This is a genomic window from Pedobacter sp. N36a (assembly GCF_014472395.1).
Taxonomy (GTDB): Bacteria; Bacteroidota; Bacteroidia; order Sphingobacteriales; family Sphingobacteriaceae; genus Pedobacter.
Genome location: NZ_JACSZW010000005.1, coordinates 209272 through 232571, shown reverse-complemented (window position 1 = coordinate 232571; position 23300 = coordinate 209272). Strand labels below are relative to the sequence as shown.

Genomic DNA, 23300 nt, shown 5'->3' with positions numbered 1-23300 from the left:
ACTGTTCCGCAACTTGGTACAGGAGGACTATATAATTAACCGAATTACCTCAACCTAAACCTGACTGAAATTATGAGCCGTGTGATAAGAAATTCAACATAAATCCCCCCAGGGACTAGGCAGAAAAGGCCAGGAGTGCTCGATACACATCCTGGCCAAATGCCGGAAATTACAGATAATAGAGTGACTATCAACTTAAAATCAGACAAGCAAACTTAGGAAATTTTAGCTCATGAGCAAAATTATGATTTCGCCTAGCCCTAAGTCTTGTCGTACCAGATGAAATGGACAGAATATGCTATAAACCCGACAAACTTAAATGTTCTGTCTTTAAAATCCTGCGGATAATGCGCCTAACCACCGTTATACTTATCGCCACGCTTATGCAAGTCAGCGCTTCAGGCTTCAGCCAAAAGAACGTGACTTATGTGAAGAAAAAAACCAATCTATGGGATCTTTTTGTAGCCATTAAGGCACAAACGGGCTATAAAGTTTTATGGTCAGACGAGGTGATCAAAATATCCGAAGCTATAGAAGCCAATTTTAAAAATGCAAGTATTGAGGAGGTGATGGAGAAAGTTCTTATTGGAAAACCATTAACCTATGTAGTACAAGACGAAATGATCGTGATTAGGAGAGAAGAGCCTTCCTTTCGGGAATCTGTTGTTAGGAATACTGCTCCAATTGATGTTTCTGGCCGTGTGCTTGATGAGCGTAATTTACCATTGGTGGGGGCGACTGTAAAAGTCAAAGGAAGCTCCAGGACTGTATTGACAAATAATAAAGGGGAGTTTATCTTGAAAAATGTGGATGATAAAGCGGTTTTGGTCATATCATTTTTGGGGTTCGAAACTATAGAAATAAAGGCTGCAGACGCTTCTAATTCCATTAAACTACTAGCGGGTAGTGATAAGCTGGATGAAGTACAAATTGTAAGTACAGGATATCAGAATGTACAAAAGGATAGAGCTACAGGTTCATTTACGGTAGTAGATAATAAGTTACTAAATAGAGCGGTTGGTCCAGATTTACTCAGTAGATTAAAAGGAGTGACTAATGGATTGTTAATAGATCCTCTTGTTGGAAATCCAACAGGTATTAGTGTTAGAGGAAGAAGCACGATATTTTCTAATACGAAGCCGCTTATTGTTATTGATAATTTTCCTTATGAGGGTGACCTTAATTCTATCAATCCAAATGATATCGAGAACGTGACCGTATTGAAGGATGCATCTGCAGCTTCGATTTGGGGTGTTAGGGCTGGAAATGGAGTGATTGTGATTACCACAAAGAAAGGACGTTTTAATAAAAAGCCAGAGGTTACTTTAAATTCTAATATAACCTTAACTGATAAACCAAATTTATATTATGAACCTCAATTGAGCTCTGCTGAATGGATAGACATTGAAAAGTTTTTATTCTCAGAGGGTAAATACACTGCAGCGCTTCGAGATAATTGGTCATTCATTACTCCTGTAATTGAATTGCTCGCAAAAAAAACACCAGAAAATGCAGCATCAATAGATGCTCAGATTGAGGCTTTAAAACAATATGACATAAGAGATCAAAAGGATAAGTATTTCTATCGTAGAGGGATGCAACAACAATATTTTTTGAATTTAAATGGTGGTGGAACTAATAATAGTTATAATTATTCTATTGGCTATGATCGTAATGATCCCATTGATGTAGGGAAATCTAGCAGAAGGTATACTGCCAGAGGAGCTAATACTTATGGTTTTTTTAATAATAGATTACAAGTAACTACCGAATTTGTGTTAAACCGATCAACGTCTCTGAATGATTTTGGAAATGGGTTCTATGCATATACCCCATATGAGCAAATTGCTACTCCTGATGGAATTCCTTTGCCTGTTTCCGATGGGGTATTACGTGCATCCTATACGGATGTAGCTGGTAAGGGGCGATTATTAGATTGGAAATACAGGCCACTAGACGAACTTAGACTAAAGGCAAGTACGTATAACTCTGAATCAACAGAGATTCGTTTTAATACAGGTGCTCGTTATAAAATTTTAACACCTTTATCAATTTCAGCAAATTATCAATACTTTAAGTCTACTGGAGTAAATAAAATGATGGGCGATTTGAATTCATTTCGAGTAAGAAACGAAATCAATAAGTACACCCAAATTAATGAGGCTACAGGAGAAATAAAGTATCCATTTCCAATGGGGAATATTTATACGGAGAGCCATAACTTTATGAATACAAATTATGGCCGTATTCAACTGGATTTTCAAAAGCAATTTTTAACTAAACATTCAATAAGTGCAATCATTGGATATGAGATCCGCTCAGAAAATAGAGAAAGTAGTAGTATAGGATTGTATGGGTATGACCCTGAAACGAAAACAAGTATAGTTCGAGATAATCAAACCACCTTTCCCTATTTTTATAACTCGAGTAGTAACCGTTTTAATTCAAATCCAATTTCGCAGGACGGAACAATTAATAACTATATTTCATATTATTCCAATTTGACTTATTCTTATAATGACCGTTATATTCTTTCGGGGAGTTTTCGTAAAGATAGATCCAATTTGTTTGGCGTTAACGGGAATCAAAAAGGTGTGCCACTTTGGTCTACAGGTGTTGCATGGAATATAGATAATGAACCATTTTATCGTTTAGATTTTTTGCAACAATTGCAAGTTAAAGGGAGCTTTGGGTATAACGGCAATGTTAATAATTCTATTACCGCCTTTACAACAGCACTTACTTATTCGCCAAATCTTTACAATGCACCATATTTAGAGATCATAAATCCCCCAAATCCCTCATTACGCTGGGAACGTGTCCAAAATATAAATCTGGGCCTTTTCTTTGATCTAAAAAGAAGTGTTCTCAGTGGAAGTATAGAGTTTTATATTAAAAAAGGGAAGGACTTAATTGGGACTTCGCCAATAGCCCCACAAAGTGGTGTCCAAACTTATACTGGCAATGCTGCTAATACAAAAACAAGGGGAATGGATCTTCAACTAAATTCTAGAAATCTTGATAAGCTATTTAAATGGCATAGCAATTTTATACTGAATTTCTCAAAGGATAAAATAACCACTTATATGTTAAATAAAGGAACAAATACTGATGTGGTAAACAATACCGTGTTTATGAATCCGATTTTAGGTTATCCAATTAACTCAATCTTCAGTTATAAATCAGCAGGACTCGATCAGTTAGGAAATCCACAGGGCTATTTGAATTCAGAAATTAGTACTGATTACATAAAAATTGGGGAAGTTAATAATATTTCTGAGTTGGTATTTCATGGTTCTAGAGTCCCTACCTTTTTTGGGGGATTTAGAAATACTTTCACTTATAAAAGTATAGAACTTTCAATTAATGTTATATATAAAATGGGGTATTCTTTTAGAAGGAATTCAATATACTATAGTGCTTTGTTTGCAGGAAGCTATAAACAGCCTGAGTATGGGCAAAGATGGCAGAATCCAGGAGATGAGGGGTTTACGGATGTTCCTTCTTTAGTTTATCCAGCCAATAGTCGCCGTGATGAATTTTATAATAATTCTGAAGCTACAGTTGAAAAAGGTGATCATATTAGATTAAATGATATCAAAATGAGTTACTCCATGCCGAATAGAGTAATAAAAAAGATAGGGTTTAGGTCACTTGAGTTATATGCTTATGCAAGCAATTTAGGTATAATCTGGGTAGCTAATAAAAAAGACTTGGATCCTGATGTGATGGCAGGTTTTCCGATGCCAAAAAATATTTCCTTAGGTGTTAATGCTAATTTTTAATTTGTTATGAAAAATAAAAGAACGTGTAATGCTGTTTTTTTTGCATTTCTAGTAGTATTTATGGTGGGATGCAAGAAGAATTTTCTTGATGAGAAGCCTTCTTCAAAAATAGTCCTGCCTTCTACATTAGGTGATATTACGGGGCTTTTGGATAATCCGGCTTTTTATTCCTTTAGTTCACCTGCATTGGCGATTATTTCGTCTGATGAATTTGAATATAGGGACTATAATACTTGGAAGTCGCTCCCTACTGTAGCTGAAAGAAATACCTATATATGGGCGTCAGATTTATATGAAGACTTACCTAATTTAGATGATTGGTTTACTCCTTATAAATGTATATTTTATGCTAATAATGCCATTGCCGGATTAGAGAGAATTCCTTTGACTAGAGATAATACAGAAAAGCACAATTATTTGAAGGGATGGGCACATTTTAATAGAGCATATTTTTTTTATGTCCTTGCTTCAAATTTTTGTAAGAGTTATGACTCGCAAACAGCTGCAAATGATTTGGGAATACCATTAAAAGTTTCGCCTGCTATTGATGAAATAATGCAGCGCTCAAGTCTTCAGGAAACTTATGAACAAATTTTCCGGGATTTAAATGTTGCAAAGCAAATGTTAGAAAAACAGCGTATACCATCGGAGCAAAAGAATAGACCCTCCCTTGCAGCAGTTTATGCTCTAGAAGCTAGAATTTATTTAAATATGAGAGAGTACAGGAAAGCAGAATTTGCTTCGGATAATTGTCTGGCTCTGTATTCTAAGTTAATTGATTATAACAGTGTTAAACTTCCTAATACAACTCCATTCTCGAGAACTAATGTAGAAAACATATTTGTAACATGTACAACCTCAACTTTTTTAGGGATGGCAACAGGAAAAAATAATGGTAATATCAAAATTAAGGAATCACTGTTGAACTTATATGACTCTGAGGATTTAAGGGCTAAAATTTATTTTGTAGTTGCGAATGGTGGAGGATTAGTAATGAATAGAGGTTATTTCGGGGCAGGATCTTATCCTTTTACCGGACTTGCCACAGATGAGATTTATTTGATCAAGGCAGAATGTGTTGCGAGAAGAGGAGATTTTAATGGTAGTATGTCAGTCTTAAATAAACTTCTAATAAATAGATTCCCAACTTCAAAATTTATACCTAAGCAAGTGACTAGTCAGCAAGAAGCAATGGAAGTATTGCTCACTGAGCGTCGAAAAGAACTAATTTGGAGGGGGATCAGATGGGAAGATCTAAAGAGGTTAAACAAGGAAGGAGCTAATATAACACTAACTCGATTACTTAATGGGGTAACTTATTCGCTTTTGCCTAATGATCCGAAATATGTATTTCCAATACCTTCGGCTGAAATTGCATTTAGCGGCATCACTCAGAATTTACGATAACAAAATTTTATTAGGATGAACAAAATTATAATTATTTTTTTTGTGTTTTTTTTTTATAATCATTCAGCTTTTGCTGGAGATATTGAAGTATATAAGAATACTATTTTACATGTAAAATTAAATGATATAGATTTAAATTTGGGGGAGAATCCTGTGATTAAGATTCAAATTTCTGCTTATCCTTTCGCAGGCGTTGAATACAATAAAAGTAAGGAATTTGCTTATGAACAAATTGCTGTAAAACAGGGGAATATTTTTAACGTACCTTCTCTTTCTGATATCTTATACATGTATATCTATTATGAAGGTAGCAAAGCTCCTATTGGATTACACTATTGGATCGATAATATCTATATTATAAAAGCCGGAAGTAATTTAAATATTGATCTAAATAAAAATGATGTCAAGTTCTCGGGAGAAGGAGCTCTAATTCCAAATGTACAGAGTGAAATCATTCAACATAGTTATAAAGTAGTAACTTCAGATTTGAAATTGCTAAACGATAAAGCGTACCTCCGTTATCTTCAGAAACTAGATAAGAGTGGGGATTCGGCGCTAAAATTACAGCTTCGAGTAATTGAAAGCCATAGGCTCGCTTTAGGTGAGGATTTTGCTAAGGTACTTACCGCTAATTGCTATGGTTATCGCTATTATTCTCAGTTGAGAAGTTACGATTTGCAGTTGAGGCAGAATGAAGATTTTTTTAAAGTATTTAAGAAATACTATAATGAAAAAATTAAAATTCGTGTTCTGCCTAAATTTGCTAATAAAATCTTAGAAGCTTCTCCAATTTTTACAAATTATCTTATTGAAGAGTTTAATGTTATAGAGAGAATGGGGCATTATGAATACAGTCCAACGCTTTCTGATTCGTGTGTAAGAAAAATTTTGCAAAATATTAACACTAATTTTGATGGTGATTTAAGAGATAAATTATTAACAATATTTGCTTTACGTACCAACAAAAATGAAGCTGCTTTATGCTATTTTGATGAAATATTAAAAATAGTTAAATCAGAGAAATATAATACTCTTTTGGTAAGCAAAATAAAGGTTAAGGAGATTGGCGTTCCATTTAAAAACTTCAGCTTAGAAGACGAAACTGGTAAGCGTTTTACGTTGGATAGTTTTAAGAACCAAGTTGTCGTATTAGATTTTTGGTTTACAGGCTGTGAAAATTGTGCAATTTTAAATAAAGCAATGAAACCAATTATTAATTATTTTCATGGTAATACACAAATTCAATTTGTGAGCGTTTCCATTGATAGAAATAAGCAACAGTGGCTAAAGTCTGTTGAAATGGGTAATTATACACACGATACAGGAATAAATTTATATACGAATGGAGAAGGTGCTAATCATGACCTTATAAGGTATTATAATATTACTGGCTTTCCAACAGTATTTGTGATTAAAGATGGAATAATGTTTTCGGCCTTACCCCCAAGGCCCTCTCTGTTGGTTCAGAATGGTCAAGAATTTTCGGTAAATGGTGCTAGATTAATAGAGTTATTAGAAAAAGCAATAAATTAAAAATTATGTAGGAGCGAAAGTGCCCTACATAATTTGTACTAAATTTAGTTATGGATTGTATAAGCCTTTGCTTGAACCAGGAGCTACTTCTACTTTACCATCTAATAGAAACCTGGCCATCTGTGCATCAGTATAGCTTAGTTCGGTAACAATACTTTCTCCAGCCTCAGTAACTTGGAATGCACATGTTTTATCAGAGGTGTTTTCACAATCAACATTAGTATATGGAATCGTGATTTGATCGTATTGAGTTAATGAAGATCCTCCATAAACTGGGCGGTCCACCAACTCTTTAGCATTTGTAAATGCGCTTCCACCAACTGCAATTACCACTGCAAATAGTGCGAAAAATACTTTTTTCATAATTGTAAGAATTTAGTTATGTTTAAGTTTTGTTATATTTCTTTATACAGGCTACAACCTTACCTGTATCGCGCGCACGAGTGTTTTTATATTGTATAATGCTCTAAGCATGGTTTTTTGAAACTATTTTCAATCTGGCATATAGATGTCTTTTCCGGATGAATGTGGAATTGAATATCCTAACTGGTACCAAAGGTTAACGTCATAATTATATAAAGTGTCCGGAAGAAAACTTGGAGAATGACTTGGACTACCTGGATAACTATCTCGATAAATAATAGGTACTATATAATATGCACAGAGATCACTTCGACCATTAAAATTTGTGCAGTCTAGTCCTGTATAGAAACCATACATTTTAACATAGGTGTCATCAAATGTGTGAGCATAAAAATGGTTTAAAGTACTAAGTTTACTTGCACTAACATATGTTGCGCTTAGGAATGCAACTATCGCAACACATAAGCTGAAAATTATCTTTTTCATGATCCAAAAGATTTTGAAAAATTAGCTTTTATTTTCTCCTACTAAACATTAGGGCTATGCCTGCTAGCAAGATAAAGGCGATGTTAAACCAAATGTGCTGAACCCAGGTAAATGATTCAATTACCCCACCACATCCGCAGGTCCTAGGTCCTCCGTAGCTGATCATGTAGATTAAGTAACTTGTAAAAGCGATCATGATCAGTAGCGAGGAAACCAATCCATATCTTCTCGTTTTCGGGACAATTAGCAGCATACTAATCAGTATTTCAACTGCAGGAATTAGCCAAGCTAATATTGCAGAATAAGGCTTCAGTAATACCGAATGGCTCAATCCCCTTTGAAAAACAGCATAATCCTGCAGCTTACTACTCGCCGTATAAACAAACAGAATTATAAACGCATAGCAAATGCAATCCACAATAATCTGCTTAGTATTTTCAGATAAATACAATCTTGGTTGCTTTCTCAATGTTGTTTCCATATTTACAGTTTTTGAGCGTAGTTCATTAATTCTATTAATTTTCATTGTTGCAATTGGTATAGAGCTGATGTGCATGCGATAAATCATCTGTGCCATGGAACCTGCTTAAGTTTAGTGTGATCAGGACTTGGTAAGGTAGTGTTCGACTATTAGTGTTTTGTGATACCAAATGTAGGAGCTGCAGGATTGTGTTTTTGTTCCATTTGCAACAAACAGGTGTTACATAAGTAACAAAATCAGCTGTTTCTGTTTTGCTTGTATAAGGCGTATGCTGTACTCAGCCTGGATCTAGACATGTTTAAGTGCTGTGCAATACAATCCCTATTTATTCTGTTAATGATCGTTGGATTATGTTTTAGGAACAGCATAAGTCTCGCTTCTACGGATGATTTGAGTAGGTGCTGATAAAACTTGTTATAGGTTTCTCTTTCTATTTGCAAGCGTGTAAAGAGTGTGAATAGCTGTGGTGAATTATTTAATAAGTTTTTTAGGGGAAAATGATCTATAGAAATGACTTCACCATCTTCGAGCATTTGGATGTTTTCCATTCTGTCTTCACAGTTTACGAAACTTTTCACATCAAATATGATGTCTTCTTTTTTCCATAGACGTGTGATAAATGTTTTGTCGGTTTCATCATCATAATAAAAACTATGAGCTATTCCGCTATAAATATAATGCAGATGACCAGCGTCATAAGTTCCGCTTTCTTCCAGGTACTGATCTTTATTTACCTGCTTAATCCGACTATTTAAGATCATGTATTCCATACATTCCTGAGTTAAGGGGCCGACTAACAATTCCATTTTTGGAATTATTTCTTTGCTCATGATCTGTCTTAATCTTGTTTTGTTTAATTCGCTTCCAAGTACTTTCATCGCTGCAGATTAAAAAAATGACAACAAATACGGATAAGGAATAAGGTTTTGAGTGCATGGTTATTTGGAGAGATGTTCTGTAATTCCTTAATGAACATAAAGTTAGGGTTTGATTTTTTTTATTCAAACGGACTTTTCTGGCAAAACACATTGTTTTAGACCTATAGGTTGTGAAGGGAAAATCCACCTGCCCTCTGCTAAATATTGCACATTCTGATCTCATTAGGAGGGATTCCAAACTTCTTTTTAAATGCACGGCTAAAGTATTTAGAGTCTTCATAGCCAACATTTGCAGCAATTTCCTGGATGGTTTTTTGAGTAGTTAAAAGTAATTTTAAACTGTGGTGCATCCTTAACTCTATTACGTGTTGGTGTAAAGGCCTATTAAAAGCAAGCTTTGCCAGCCTGATCAGCATCGTGGTAGAAATCATAAAATGTTCAGCTAATTCCGCTTCATCACCAACAATTTTGCTTGCATAATTTTTTTTCACAAACTCAGCAATTTCTTTTGCTTTATTCTGCTGATATTTTATAGTGACCATTCCTTGTCCTAACTTCAGCAAATACCTGCTAATGCATTCATTCAGGAAAATATGCAGGTCTATTTCAATGTCCCTGTGATCTGATAAACTGCCTAATTTTTTAAGACTGTTGAATATCTGCTGGGTGATATTAACACTGGGCAACCTGAAATTCAGTAGATCATTGTTTTTGAAACTGTCAATGAATTCCTTTAACTCTTCTATCGTGTCATATTTTGAAATAAACCATTCTGGTTTTATACTGAGTGACAGCATCTGATGCTTCCCAGCCGTCATGCTTTGCTTATATTTCCCTGCCTTGAGGTAAAATAATATACAGGTATTACCCGGTATTTCAAAGATGCCCTTATTGTCGTCTTCATGAATTACAGAAGAATCATCCTGCATGGCTATCAAAAAAAATAAATCTCTGGTCACTTCAAAATCTACGACGAAATTGGTCTTCACATTATAGTCATACAATTGAATGTCAGCAAGGTGGTGATTGATGGATTGTACTAAGACCTCAGCATCATCCAGAATCATATAGCTGGCGTCTGCCAAATTTAAAGGGATCGAGCTCAAACCAAATCGTTGATCGAAGGGAGGATGAATTAATTTTTTTGGTTTGAAAAGTAATTTAACGTGAGAGCGCATAAATTTGTTTCTTTAATCAAATTTAAACCCTTTATCTCTACATAAAAATAGATAAAATTGACAATTTTCACCGGAGATGGTCAATTATAATGTATAAAAAGTATAAATAACCACTATTGGGAATGTTTTCGTTTTTTGTTTTGCTTTGGAGGATAACCGTAGTAGCTTTTAAAAACTTTGCTAAAATGAAATATGTTTTTGTACCCAACAGCCAATGCTACTTTTCCTACCGTAAGTGGTTCACTTTTTAGTAGCTTTTCTGCATTTGTCATTCTTTGTTTGGTAATAAACTTATATACGGTAAAGCCAAAAATCTTAGTGAATAGCCTGTTTAATGTTACACTGGTCATATTAAACATAGCTGCAATTTTTTTTGTATTCCCAATTTCTGGCTGAGCATAATTGGCGATCAAGTAGGCCATTATCTTATAGGCAATAGTGTTCGTATTCTCCAAGTCTTCAGATTCTTTTGTCTTTATCTGGTTTGAAGAGGCCAGTTGCTGTGCTTGAGTTAAATATTTATCCAATGACAGGTTGAGGAAGGATGCTCCATAATGTGGTGGTAAATCAGTAACTGGATAGTTTTCTAGAAAAAATTTCACCCGTTCTTCTTCAGGCAGACGAAGCATTTGGAGAATTTCTTCTGTGCCTTTCTTTTCTATGAATGTAACATGTTGGATCAGTTTACAGGTCTCTGGATACTGTTCCAGCTTCGTTATACCTGGCCTTTTAATTTCAAGAACAGTCACCTCTCCAACGGCCAGGAATTTAAAACGAACAGGAATGAGCTCGAAAAAGCTTTCCAGATCTGTAACAATATCTTTGGGGTAATAAATCTTTTCTACAATTTCTTCCCTATCCGAACCTGCCCTGATAGTTAAAATAAAACCGGCAATCAAGTACCATGCTTTACTGGCTATTTGTCCTGGTTTTAAAAATAAATAACCTAGTTTTCTATGTTTCTCGATCACTAATGGCTGTATTTCATTCCAAAATCCAGCCGACAGCGGAGTCATATTATTTAAGTCATTCAATAAACGAGCAATATTTTTCATATCGGAAAGATATTCGTTGCATTAAGAGCAAACAATTCGAAATTATTTATGTAAACTTAAAAAAATTAGATATGATTGGCAAATTTTTCAGAATATTATCTTTTTTTGTTTTTTTTACAAAGTTTATTTGCTTTTCTGTAATGGACAGCACTTTTTTAATTTGTTTTTAGGAAGGAGTAAAATGGATGATTTAGTTATAAATTAGAGATATTAGAGGTGATATCGCGCGTTTTTCGACTAGACAATAGCAGTGGAATACCTCAGTTCAAACCTGAATTTGAAATTCTGGAGATAGCAATAGCATGCTTAAAAAGTAAATTTATAGGAATAGAAAAATAATAATAACGTGGTTTGTTTTCTCTTAACTAATGACTGCTCAAATTTTCAGAGATTCCAGTCTTCAGATCGACTGAATTTGTTTTTGAATTCGGATAGCTGAGATCCAGTAGCAAATCATTGTATTGCTCCAGCAGATTAATGTATTTGTTAATCCAATAATCTACACTCTTCGCTCCATCTTTATTTTCTGTTGGAGTAATGCCGAAATCCGGAGATAAGTTCTGAGCATTAGCAAATTCCTCTGGAAATTCGTTGGTGAAATCATGATCTATGGCCTGGCCAATTTTGCAGATCGTCTCTAGATTTATCTGGCCATTTTCAAACCAGTTATAGATTGCTGTTCTGCTCACTTGAAGCTTTCTCGAAAGCTCACTGATTCCGATCTTTTTGCGTACTACACGTTCGATCACATCTCCTTTATTAGGTGTCATAATTTATTAAACATTTAAATTAAACAAAACCCTATATGAAAATATACAAGACCAGTGGGATTGCTGATCGTACAAATACCTATGAAAAAATTATACCAATTCAGTAAAATTTAAGTTGTTAGTCCAATTATTATTCACTGTTTTGAAAATAATTAATGAATTATTCATGTTGGGCCATTTTTATGAAGATAATTAGTGGTTGATTATTTTAGTGATTAGCTTTATCTTAGAGAAGATTTCAAGTATCCAATCATTGAGATTGTGTAAGTATGGGGAATTGTTTGTGCAGTGATTGTGTTCAGTTTTTATCAGAGTGTAAAGTAGATTGTATAATTTATACAATACATTGACAACTTTTACAATTGTAATGATTTCTCAAATAATATTGTCTAGCTTTAATCTGTGTAATCGCCTGTTTAAAAGGTGTTTTATATCCCACAGCTATTTTTCAAGATGAACATGCCTGAACAATAGCTGAAAAGTTTCTAAATAAGAGGGGGTGAGATTTCTTGGATATTTTAATTCAAAATCAGCTGCTGTAACTGATGTAGCGAAGCTATAAGTGATCCTGATGATTTGATTCCCGCATTTAACTTTATGACCATCACTTTTATCCTCCTCAATTTCCTAGGTCCGTTGTCGCTTTCTTAAAAGCATCAATTCCAAAATCATTTTCTGATTCATTCATTATTAAAACCATAAACATGCTAGATTCGCGTACTAAAATTGGTATCATCGGCCTCGGATATGTGGGGCTCCCCTTGGCAGTGGAATTTGCTAAGAAATATAAAGTATTAGGTTTTGATATAAATGAGGAGCGTATTTCCGAACTCAGGTCAGGATATGATCATACCCTTGAAATAGATACTGATTTACTGAATCAGGTACTTACCAAAACCTGTACTTCTGAAAAGGGCTTATTCTGTACTAATGACGCTGAACTTCTAAAAAACTGCAGTATTTTTATTGTTACTGTGCCTACGCCGGTAGATAAGAATAACCGACCCAATCTGATGCCTTTAATTAATGCAAGCATCACTGTTGGTGGCGTTCTTAAGGCAGGGGATATTGTCATTTATGAATCAACAGTTTATCCGGGCGTTACAGAAGATGAATGTGTACCCGTTTTGGCTAAAATCTCTGGGCTTAAGTTTAACATTGATTTTTATGCAGGCTACTCTCCAGAACGGATTAATCCTGGTGACAAAAAGCATACGGTAGCAAATATTCTTAAAATAACTTCGGGTTCCACCCCTGAGATTGCAGAGATCGTGGACCAATTGTATAAATCGATCATTACAGCAGGCACTCATAAAGCTTCCTGTATTAAAGTTGCCGAAGCAGCTAAAATTATTGAAAATGCACAGCGGGATATTAATATTGCTTTTGTTAATGAATTGGCGATGATTTTTAATCGTTTAGGCATCAACACCAATGAAGTATTAGATGCTGCCAGCACCAAATGGAACTTTTTAAATTTCAGACCAGGTCTTGTTGGGGGCCATTGCATTGGCGTAGATCCTTATTATCTGGCGCAGAAAGCCCAGGAAGCAGGATATCATCCAGAAATTATTTTGGCTGGAAGAAGGGTAAATGATGGGATGGGTGCCTACGTAGCCGATCAGTTGGTGAAACAAATGATTCAAAAAGATACCCATATTGTTGGCGCAAAAGTGCTGGTATTGGGCTTCACATTTAAAGAGAATTGTCCGGATGTAAGAAATACTAAAGTTATTGACATCATCAATAGGTTAAAAGAATACAATGTAGAGGTCACTGTTCATGATCCATGGGCAAATGTGGTGCATGCAAAACATGAATATGGTATTATATGTGAAAACGGGGAGTCTAAAACCAGAAAATACGATGGGATCCTAGTTGCGGTTGCCCATCAGGAGTTTAAAAGTATTGAGTTGGGCAGATTATGTAAAAAGAATACAGTAGTGTATGATATTAAATCTTTGCTCCCTAATGCATCAGTTGATTTCCGATTATAAAGGTGATGGATCTACAGGGGAAAACAGTTTATGGTGTTCTTTGGTCTGTGGGGCAGGAGCTAAGCTCAAAATTTATAGGCTTCATTATTACTGTAATCCTGGCCAGAATCCTTTCTCCTGCAGAATTTGGTTTGATCGCAATGCTGTCTATTTTTATCGTAATTGGTAACTCCTTATTGGATGGTGGACTAACTTCCTCCTTAATTAGAACAACAGAAGTCACGCAAAAGGATTGCTCTACAGTCTTTTATTTCAACCTGATTGGCAGTGTATTGGTATATGCGATCTTGTTTTTTTCCGCTCCCTTTATTGCCAGATTTTATGAACAGCCAGTGCTCAGTAATGTCGTTCGGGTATATGGGATCTCCTTAATCATAAATGCATTTTTTGGAATTCAGCAAACACTGCTGGTGAAAGAGATGAAGTTCAAGACAATGACAATGATTCAGATCCCATCAGTAATAGGTGGTGGGATAGTAGGCGTTTTTTTAGCGAAAATGGGATATGGAGCTTGGAGTCTGGTCTGGATGAGTCTCGTTACTTCATTGATATCTACTATACTCCATTGGTATTGTTCTTCCTGGCGACCAGTGCTGATATTTGATGCGGTCAGTTTTAAAAGCCATTTTAACTATGGGTATAAACTTACTTTATCTAGCATGATTGATAAGTTGTATCAGAATATCTATACCATTATTATAGGGAAATTCTATATTCCGGCCCAATTGGGGTTTTATTCCAGAGCCGATTCCATTAGTCAATTGCCAATAGGTATCATCTCATCGGCCGTTAATAAAGTCACTTTTCCAATGTTTGTAAACCTGTCACACGACAATGAGCAGTTGGTATATGTGTACCGGAAAGTAATGCTGCAAGTATTATTTTGGATGGCACCAACTTTAATTGCACTGTGTGTGGTGGCTGAACCCCTATTTCGATTAATGCTGACTGATAAATGGCTTTCGGCCGTCCCATATTTTCAGATTTTATGCGTTGCAGGTATCACTTATCCAATACATGCCTACAACTTGAATATTTTAAAGGTAAAAGGTCAGACTCATTTATTTTTGAGACTGGAGATGATAAAAAAAGTACTTTGTGTAATCGGCATTCTCTGCGTATTCCCTTTTGGAATTTATGGCTTGCTTTATTTTCAATTGTTTTTTAGTTTTTTCGGCTTGTACATCAATTCAATCTATACCGTCAGGTTTATCAACTATCCCTTTGTAAAGCAAATAGGAGATATTCTACCCACTTTATTCATTTCCGGGCTTGTCGGGATCACTTGCTTTTTTTTCGATAAGCTCCTTGTCGCTTCAAATTTTAATGATCTATTCAGAATTATAGTTTTAGGCCTCACTTATTTTGTGGCTTACTTTGCTGCGAGCTACCTCTTTAAATTATCTGCAATTATTGATTTTAAACAACTCGTCTTAAAAAGATTATATCAGTAAAAATATCCTTAACCGAAGTCTTCGAAAGGAAAATTAATGAACTGTTGGAATTAATCACAAAACATGGAAACAAATGATCAAGAAGTTATGGTTAGCGTGAGCTGCTTAACCTACAATCATGAGCAGTACATTGCTCAGGCAATTGAAGGGTTTCTAATGCAAAAAACAAAATTCAAATTTGAAGTTCTGGTCGGTGAGGATTGCTCAACTGACGGAACCAGGGAAATCGTAGAGTTCTATCAAAAAAACTATCCTGAAATCATTAAAATGGTCACTTCTGAAAAGAATGTAGGATTAAAAGATAATTTCAACAGAATCGTTAAACAGGCCAAAGGAAAATACATGGCGATGTGTGAAGGTGACGACTTCTGGACGGATCCTTATAAACTTCAAAAACAAATTGACTTTCTAGAGCATAATCCAGACTATATTATCTGCTGTCATTACTCGAAAATTATTGACCAGGATGGTGAAACACTTTATGTACATCCAAGCCCTGTAAGTCTGGAATTTGGTTATGAGGACATTTTACAAGGAAACAAAGATGAAACCTTTACCGCAACGCTGATCTATAGAACGAGCCTGGATGTCACTCACATGGGGAATCAGGACTGGTATCTTAAATGCCATGCACCGGATAAGTTCTTGAAATTATACGCTACAGCAGTTACCGGGAAGAAAATATATGTGATGCCGGAAGTGATGAGCTGCTATAGAAAACATGTTGGCGGAGTTTGGAGCATGGTAGATCCCCAGGTGATTAGAGGCAGGATGCTCAGCGACTTTAATGTCATCATCAAAAACTTTAAATATCCGACTTCACTTAAATGGAAACTGCTAAAAGTATATTCCAAGAATTATTTACGTCATGATATCAGGCATTTACAGCTGAATAATGCGATTAGCACCATAAAATATCTTTTACTTTATTAAATGAAAAATCAGACCAATACTGGATCCAGACCACAGTCTTACCGTAAATAATTGTTTTTAGATGAAAAAGCTCAAACTTTTTTTTGTAATTAATTCCTTGACTGCCGGTGGTGCAGAACGTGTGGTGACCAACCTGGCCAACTATTTTAATCAGGAAGGTTTTCCCGTTACCATGGTTTGTCTTAACTATAAAATACCTTTTTATACCGTAGATGAAGGGGTGAAGCTTGTATACCTGGCCAACAGGGCTAACAAAGACAACTTGTTTTATCGCTTTTGGTTTGCAGTGACGACTTTCTTTAAGCTGATCCGCCTATTGCTCAAAGAGAAACCTGGGTGTGTCATCTCCTTTATGACCTCAGCTAACCTTTGGGCGGGTTTAACCTGTAGTCTAACAGGTACTCCCTTTATCGTTTCTGAGCGTACCACACCAGACAATACCATTAACAAGTTTAATTTTTTATTGAAATGGATTTACTACCTGGTTTATAGTCAATCTAAAGCCATTGTAGTACCTGCAAAAGCCATGGAAGGCTGTTTGAAAAAAAATAAGTCTTTTCAAAAATTAAATAACTTTTATCTGATTAAAAATTATGTCAATGTTTTTCAGCAGCCAGGTTTGGAGCAGGTGCATTATAAAAAGTTTATTCTAGGCGTTGGTCGTCTTTCTTATGAAAAAGGCTTTGACCAGTTAATAGAGGCATATAGTCAAATCTATACTCCAGAAATTGATCTGGTTATTGCCGGCGACGGAGAGGAGCGTGATCTTCTGGTGGAGAAAATCAAAGGTCTTGGTCTATCGAATCAAGTGCGGTTGATCGGTTCTAAAGAGAATTTACAGGACTATTATCAGCAAGCAGAATTGTTTGTGCTTCCTTCAAGAAATGAAGGATATCCAAATGCCTTAATTGAGGCGATGAGCATGGGTTGCCCATGCATCGCCATGGATTGTGAATTTGGACCTGCTGAGATTATTGAAAATAGAAAAAATGGCATCCTGGTAGAAGATAAAAATATAAATATGCTGGCAGCCTCAATGTCGGAGGTTTTAAATGATTCGGTATTTAAAAACAGGCTATCCAAAGGCGGAAAACTAATCGGTAAAACAAACTCTCAAGCAGCCATTACCTCAAAATGGCAGGACTTAATATTGGGCTAAATATCTTTTCTAATCCATCTGGTTATGTACGTTAAAAGGTTATTTGATATCGTAGTTGCCTTTTTTGGGGTTTTATTTCTCCTGGTACCTTTTGTGATCGTTGCCATTTTAATTATCGCTGACTCAAAAGGAGGCGTTTTTTATAGGCAAACAAGAGTGGGAAGAGATAAGGTCAATTTTGAGTTGCTGAAGTTTAGAACCATGTATACCAATTCTGATCAGCTTGGTTTACTAACTGTTGGCGATCACGACAAGCGAATCACAAAAATTGGATATTGGTTACGGAAATATAAAATTGATGAATTACCCCAGTTACTGAACGTTTTAAAGGGAGATATGAGCTTCGTAGGGCCAAGGCCGGAGGTGAGTAAATATGTTGAGCTGTATGATTTACAGCAAGTAAGAGTGCTTTCTGTTAAGCCTGGCATTACCGATTGGGCATCCATCGAATTCTCTGAAGAAAATGAGCTGTTGGCTAAATCTGCCGATCCGGAAAGTTTCTATATCAATGAGGTCATCCCTTCTAAGATCATACAGAATTTAAGATATATCAATAAACATGACCTATGGGTCGACTTGACCATCATATTTCTGACGCTAAAAAAAATAATGATCAGGTAATCAAAACCAAAAGTATATGTTACTTAAAAAATTAATGATCACGTTTTTTATGACCTCGTATCTCTATACTTTGTCGTTCGGAATTTTCATGACTCAAATTTTCAGAATTCCTGCACCGCTTGTGTTTTGCCTGCCGCTGATCTTGTTTTTTAAAGAAGGAAAGCTTCCCTTCTTATATGGAAAGGAAGCGATGCTGTTCTTCTCTGCACTTTTTTTATATGATTTTATTGGAATGGCTGATCGTCTTGCCTTTTTTGCCAGTCTCATTGTCATTTCTTGCTGCATGCTTTATTTTAATTTTTTCGTGGGCGATAACAGACGCAGGTTTAACCTTTCCATGGCTATATTTTACATACTTCTTTTTTTCTCCGCAGTGATTATGGTCTTAAATCATTTTTTTCCAGCCAGGATAGATCAATTGAGAGGGACTTTACTGAATGATACGGTCATGCAAAGTCCTGCAGGTTTGGCACTAACACAGTTTAATTATGGTTATCAGCTGGCAGCCTTGGTCTCATTTTTATTTGTTTTTACGCATGTGTTTCGATTAAATATCTTGGTTAAGCTCCTCGCATTTATAACCTGCGTTACTTTCATCTATCTAGGAATGAACAGATCCGTGTTTGTCACCTTTTTAAGCTCTTCCTTCTTGTTTGTGGTTTGCTACTACCGGTATAAATCTATTTTCATCATCAGCGCTGCGGTATTAATTGGTTTCGTTTCTTATGCATTTATGATCAAAGAAAACTTCGGTGCTAAGAATAATATCATGGCTAAAAACGAGGGAAAGAATGCGAATTATTACAATCGGGTTGGGCTTTCAGAAGAGAATTTGAAGGTTTATGCCGATTATCCATATGGACTGATCTTTTATGGGAAAAATTGGGGAGAGGTGACTTATAGAAGTACAATTTTCACAAATGGACTGACCTCTCATAATGCTTACCTCATGTTTTTTACCTACTTAGGGCCTTTTTTAGGATTGGGATTACTGCTATTCCTTTACTACCCTATTGGGAAAATATTCTTTGGCGTACTGTCCAAGATAAAACTCAAGGAGAATGCCTTGTTAATAGGATTATGCTTTTCTTTTTTGGGCGTATCTATCAATGCATTTTCTCATAATGGTTGGTTGGTAAGTGCGGATGGACCTACTTTGTTTTTGTATTTCAGCATCCTGCATCTTGCTAAGATTCAAGCATCCGGGAATGCACCGGAACCCGCTGAAATTGTAATTGATCATCAATATGTTAACCTATAAAACTGTAATCGTGGAAGATAAAAAACTCAAGGACATTATAGACTGGGATATTGTAAACTGGGCTAAGGCGCTGGATTATTGGGAAAAAAATGCAGACTTAAAAAATAAAGGATATGATTGTCTGGAGTTGGGGACGGCAAATGGGGGGTTATCATTGTGGTTGTCACTCCATCAGAACAAGGTGCTTTGTACAGATCTGATGCCACCAAAAGAAAAGGCACGAAGTATTCATAAAAAATACAATTGTGATTCCAATATTGAATACGCGGCGATGGATGCCTTAAATATCCCTTTTAAAGATCATTTCGATGTGGTTGTTTTTAAATCAATTCTTGGTGGGATCAGCCAAAATGGTAAAGATGAAAACAAATTAAAGACCTTAAATGAAATACATAAAGCACTCAAACCAGGAGGGAAGCTATTGTTTGCGGAAAATTTGGAAGCTTCTCTATTTCACAAGATGTTAAGGAAGAAATATGGTACACCCGATTGGAACTATCTGCGATGGAATGAAATTGAAGAGATCTTTCAGTCTTATAAAAATGTTTCCTTCACTACAGTAGGTTTTCTGGGCTGTCTGGGTAGGAATGAACACCAAAGAAATATTCTTGGCCGGATAGACCACCAAATTGAAATGATGATTCCCCAGAAAATGCACTACATCATGATTGGTATCGCTGATAAATAGTAAATAAAGTTTACTCATGAATAAAATAGCACATCTTGTAGGAGATTTGGGAAGAGGAGGCGCGGAACGTTTTGTGGTTGATTTATGTAATGAACTCGCAGAAAAACGAGGAAATGAAGTGTATTTAATCTCTCTTTGTGACAATGATCCAGAAACCACATTTGTGAATGAAATCTCTGATAAAGTAAACTACGCTTCCTTCTATAAATCACCAGGATTTAGTATGGAAGTTCTTTTAGAATTGACCAACTGGCTGGTCGCAGAGAAAATGGATGTCGTTCATTCTCATTTAAACTCCTTAGAATATTTACTGCTTTATAGGCTTAAAAGAACAAAAACCAAGTTTTTTCACACCATACATTCTACTGCAGAGGCGGAATGTCCAGGACGCTTCCTGAAATTCTTGAGGAAGAACCTCTATAAAAGAAATTTAATCAGACCAATTGTCGTCTCCAAAGATGGAAGTGAATCTTTTCGTAAATACTATAAACTGGAGAATGAAATCATTATTGAAAATGGCCGGCCATTTCTAACCAGAACAGCTGAGTATCCAAGCTTGCTGAATAAATACAAAGGAGCGCCTAATACATTCCTTCTTGTTCATGTTGGCCGGATTATTAAGGTAAAAAACCAACGATTACTAATTGAAGCAGTGCAGCAGTTTAATGCAGCAGAGGAACAGAAATGCAGGCTGTTAATTGTCGGCGATGTTCGCGATGAGCCATTGTATCAAAAACTGCTGGAGCTCACAGCAGGGGATCATCACATAGAATTCCTTGGAGGAAAAGATAACATCGTGGATTACCTGAGTATCGCTGATTTCTTTTGCTTGTCAAGTTTTTACGAAGGGATGCCAATTTCTTTGATTGAAGCGCTGTCTGTGGGCTGTATCTCGATTTGTACCCCGGTAGGCGGTATTAAGAATATGATTGACCATCAGGTTACAGGCTTCTTAAGTAAGGACGAGGGGCTGGATAATTATTATCAGGCCATTCGGGAAGCCGTATTTTATGCTGATAAACCCAAAATAAGAGATAATAGTAAAAATATATTCAGGTCAACCTATCATATTGGCGCTTCTGAAAGAAAACATAGTCAGACCTATAACCCGTAGCGCTGAATTCAATATAAATCATACCCATCAAATCATTTAATTTTTTATAGCTGGCGATTCCTTTGATTCCGGCTTTATCCTGATAATTATGAATAACGTGATTGATAGATATTTTGGCGCCGATAAATGGAACATAGGAATGATCAGGCAGTCTCAGCGAGATTTAGTGCTTAGGAAAGGTTTTAGCAGAAAAGTGTTATGGCTTAAAGAAGATAAGGCAGATTATTCTGCAGATCCTTTTGTAGTCCATATCAAATCAAATCTTTATATCTATTATGAAGAGCTCAATTTTTGGAAAATAAAAGGTAAGATTTCCCAGATTAAGAATTTTGATTTTAGCTCTAAACAAAAGGTAACCGGATTTTTGCCCAAAGATATCCATTTTTCGTACCCTTATATTTTTGAAGATAAATCAGCATTTTACTGTATTCCGGAAACCGCTGATATTGGAGAAGTTAGCCTTTATCAAGTAAATCTTGAAAACCCTACGGAGATCTTAAAGAAAAAGGTTTTGTTGAGGGACGCGCGTTATGTAGACAGTTCTATTGTCAAATATGATGGTAAATACTGGTTGTTTACAAATATTGACGGCAAGTTAAATGAATTGTATATCTATTATTCGGAACATTTAGAGGGGGAGTTTCATCCTCATGCACAGAACCCAATTCCGGTAAACTTTAAAAGCTGCAGGGGAGCAGGGAGCTTGTTCATCGTTGATGATTTGCTGTATAGGCCAACGCAAAATCTGGAGATCCGTTATGGAGGCTCAATTGTCATCAACAAGATTACCGCGCTTACAACCAGTATTTTTGAGTCTGAAGAAGACTTTGAATTGTTTCCAGAAGCGCCTTACTTATCGGGAATGCATAACATCAGCTTCGCCAAAGATTTTATCGTGGTAGATGGGAAAAGAAGGAGGCATTCGCCAATCACTCCTGTACACCGGTTATTGAAAAAAATCTTCTATCAAAGATCATATTGATCCAGTTATCAAATACTAGAAAACGAGGAATTTAGCCATCAGGTCTTATGGAACAGCATGTTTTATTTATTACAACTGGCCTACGCAAAGGTGGTGCAGAAACGCAGCTGATTAAAATTGCGCGGTTTCTAAAAAATCAGCAGTACAAGGTGAGGGTCGTTTCCTTAAAACCTATAAATGATTTCAATATTGATTTTCAAAAAGAAGGCTTGGATGTGGTGTTCCTCAAAAGTTGGAATCGTCATCCTTTTTCGAATCTTTTAGGGCTATATAAATCAGTCAGGGAATTTAAGGCAGATGTGGTCATCGCGTTTATGTTTATCTCCATCATTTTTGCCCGTTTTCTAAAAATGTGGTTTGGTTTTTACCTGATCTCTTCTATAAGAACCCCTGTGATTGCCAATAAGTGGTACGCGCTCTTTAAGTTAACAGCAGATTGGGACGATGTAGTGGTGTATAACTCCTACAAATCGAAATCTAATTTTGAGCAAAATAAGCTGGTTAGAAAGACAGGCCTGGTGATCAATAATGCCATTTCGATTCCTGCACTTTCTCAGACAAGCGCTAGCCAGCGAACGAAGAAGCCTTTTGTCTGGATTTCAATGGCACATTTTGTTCCTGAAAAAGACTATATCACGCTATTTAAAGCGATATCCTTAATGAAAAATGAAAACTTTAGACTAGATGTTTTGGGTAATTTATTTGATCAGGATTGGCCTTTTGAAATGATTAAAGAACTGGATATAGCACACCATGTGAATCTGTTGGGATTAAAAACAGAGACCAGTACTTTTCTGGAGAAAGCAGATGGTTTTGTGCTTTCCTCCTTTTTAGAGGGCATGCCAAATGCGTTATTGGAAGCCATGGCTTATCAAAAACCTGTAATTGCTTCCGCCGTTGCTGGCATTGAAGAGTTACTTGTAAATGTGGATGGTGGTTTTCTTTTTAAACAAGGCGATGCTGTAGAACTTGCAGCAAAAATGAAGCGCATCATGCATATGCCAGTTCAGGAACGGGAGGCAATGGGGAAAAATGGAAGGCGACATATTGAGCAGTACTTTTCAGAAGAAAGAGTTTTGCAGGACTGGTTGTCATTAATCGGACAGGTTGCTGAAAACAAGACGGTTTCTTTATCACAATAACCAGCTACAAATT

19 protein-coding genes are annotated in these 23300 nt (G+C 35.9%); 13 read left to right on the top strand and 6 right to left on the bottom strand.

All coding sequences use genetic code 11. From position 1 onward, the window contains the following. Positions 1 to 347 precede the first annotated feature (347 nt). Genes H9X96_RS12055 through H9X96_RS12045 form a run of 3 tightly spaced genes read left to right on the top strand, consistent with a single transcriptional unit; the run spans position 348 to position 6725 of the window. Positions 348 to 3785: a SusC/RagA family TonB-linked outer membrane protein gene (locus tag H9X96_RS12055; protein ID WP_187666519.1), complete on the top strand. Its 3438-nt coding sequence runs from the start codon at positions 348 to 350 to the stop codon at positions 3783 to 3785. A gap of 6 nt (positions 3786 to 3791) precedes the next feature. After that, the gene (locus H9X96_RS12050; RefSeq protein ID WP_187666518.1) at positions 3792 to 5192 is read left to right on the top strand and encodes a RagB/SusD family nutrient uptake outer membrane protein; all 1401 of its coding nucleotides are present in this window, start codon (positions 3792 to 3794) and stop codon (positions 5190 to 5192) included. A 15-nt stretch (positions 5193 to 5207) separates the two neighbouring features. Continuing rightward, on the top strand, positions 5208 to 6725 hold the full coding sequence (locus tag H9X96_RS12045; protein WP_187666517.1) for a TlpA disulfide reductase family protein: 1518 nt from the start codon (positions 5208 to 5210) through the stop codon (positions 6723 to 6725). Between the two features lie 48 nt (positions 6726 to 6773). On the opposite strand, the gene H9X96_RS12040 is transcribed toward H9X96_RS12045, so the two are convergent. From H9X96_RS12040 to H9X96_RS12015, 6 genes are all read right to left on the bottom strand, one after another. After that, positions 6774 to 7088 carry a DUF6520 family protein gene (locus H9X96_RS12040; protein WP_187666516.1) on the bottom strand — a complete coding sequence of 105 codons (315 nt, stop codon included), beginning with the start codon at positions 7086 to 7088 and terminating at the stop codon, positions 6774 to 6776. Between the two features lie 514 nt (positions 7089 to 7602). Continuing rightward, positions 7603 to 8055: a MauE/DoxX family redox-associated membrane protein gene (locus tag H9X96_RS12035; RefSeq protein WP_187666515.1), complete on the bottom strand. Its 453-nt coding sequence runs from the start codon at positions 8053 to 8055 to the stop codon at positions 7603 to 7605. Between the two features lie 236 nt (positions 8056 to 8291). Continuing rightward, a complete protein-coding gene (locus H9X96_RS12030; protein ID WP_187666514.1) occupies positions 8292 to 8885 on the bottom strand; it encodes a Crp/Fnr family transcriptional regulator in 594 nt (197 codons plus the stop codon). 245 nt (positions 8886 to 9130) lie between these two features. After that, the gene (locus H9X96_RS12025) at positions 9131 to 10018 is read right to left on the bottom strand and encodes a helix-turn-helix transcriptional regulator (RefSeq protein WP_222943895.1); all 888 of its coding nucleotides are present in this window, start codon (positions 10016 to 10018) and stop codon (positions 9131 to 9133) included. Positions 10019 to 10224: 206 nt separating this feature from the next. Next, positions 10225 to 11166, bottom strand: coding sequence for an AraC family transcriptional regulator (locus H9X96_RS12020; protein WP_187666512.1), 942 nt, complete (start codon positions 11164 to 11166; stop codon positions 10225 to 10227). Between the two features lie 365 nt (positions 11167 to 11531). Next, positions 11532 to 11936 (bottom strand): helix-turn-helix transcriptional regulator, encoded by a 405-nt coding sequence (locus H9X96_RS12015; protein WP_187666511.1) that lies wholly within the window; start codon positions 11934 to 11936, stop codon positions 11532 to 11534. Positions 11937 to 12640: 704 nt separating this feature from the next. On the opposite strand from H9X96_RS12015, the gene H9X96_RS12010 reads away from it, so the two are divergent. The 10 genes from H9X96_RS12010 to H9X96_RS11965 all read left to right on the top strand — a co-directional run bounded on the left by H9X96_RS12010 (position 12641) and on the right by H9X96_RS11965 (position 23287). Continuing rightward, positions 12641 to 13933, top strand: coding sequence for a nucleotide sugar dehydrogenase (locus tag H9X96_RS12010; RefSeq protein ID WP_187666510.1), 1293 nt, complete (start codon positions 12641 to 12643; stop codon positions 13931 to 13933). A gap of 5 nt (positions 13934 to 13938) precedes the next feature. Next, positions 13939 to 15387, top strand: a complete 1449-nt coding sequence (locus H9X96_RS12005) for a lipopolysaccharide biosynthesis protein (RefSeq protein WP_187666706.1) — start codon at positions 13939 to 13941, stop codon at positions 15385 to 15387. A 63-nt stretch (positions 15388 to 15450) separates the two neighbouring features. Next, positions 15451 to 16320, top strand: coding sequence for a glycosyltransferase (locus tag H9X96_RS12000; RefSeq protein WP_187666509.1), 870 nt, complete (start codon positions 15451 to 15453; stop codon positions 16318 to 16320). A 61-nt stretch (positions 16321 to 16381) separates the two neighbouring features. Beyond that, positions 16382 to 17479 (top strand): glycosyltransferase, encoded by a 1098-nt coding sequence (locus tag H9X96_RS11995; RefSeq protein WP_187666508.1) that lies wholly within the window; start codon positions 16382 to 16384, stop codon positions 17477 to 17479. 24 nt (positions 17480 to 17503) lie between these two features. Beyond that, a complete protein-coding gene (locus H9X96_RS11990; protein WP_187666507.1) occupies positions 17504 to 18100 on the top strand; it encodes a sugar transferase in 597 nt (198 codons plus the stop codon). Between the two features lie 16 nt (positions 18101 to 18116). Then, entirely contained in the window at positions 18117 to 19361 is a 1245-nt protein-coding gene (locus H9X96_RS11985) for a hypothetical protein (protein ID WP_187666506.1), read from the top strand. Between the two features lie 10 nt (positions 19362 to 19371). Further along, entirely contained in the window at positions 19372 to 20049 is a 678-nt protein-coding gene (locus H9X96_RS11980; RefSeq protein ID WP_187666505.1) for a class I SAM-dependent methyltransferase, read from the top strand. Between the two features lie 16 nt (positions 20050 to 20065). Beyond that, positions 20066 to 21163, top strand: coding sequence for a glycosyltransferase family 4 protein (locus H9X96_RS11975; protein ID WP_187666504.1), 1098 nt, complete (start codon positions 20066 to 20068; stop codon positions 21161 to 21163). Between the two features lie 88 nt (positions 21164 to 21251). Then, positions 21252 to 22145, top strand: a complete 894-nt coding sequence (locus tag H9X96_RS11970) for a hypothetical protein (RefSeq protein WP_187666503.1) — start codon at positions 21252 to 21254, stop codon at positions 22143 to 22145. 47 nt (positions 22146 to 22192) lie between these two features. After that, a complete protein-coding gene (locus H9X96_RS11965; RefSeq protein ID WP_187666502.1) occupies positions 22193 to 23287 on the top strand; it encodes a glycosyltransferase in 1095 nt (364 codons plus the stop codon). The last annotated feature ends 13 nt before the right edge of the window (positions 23288 to 23300 follow it).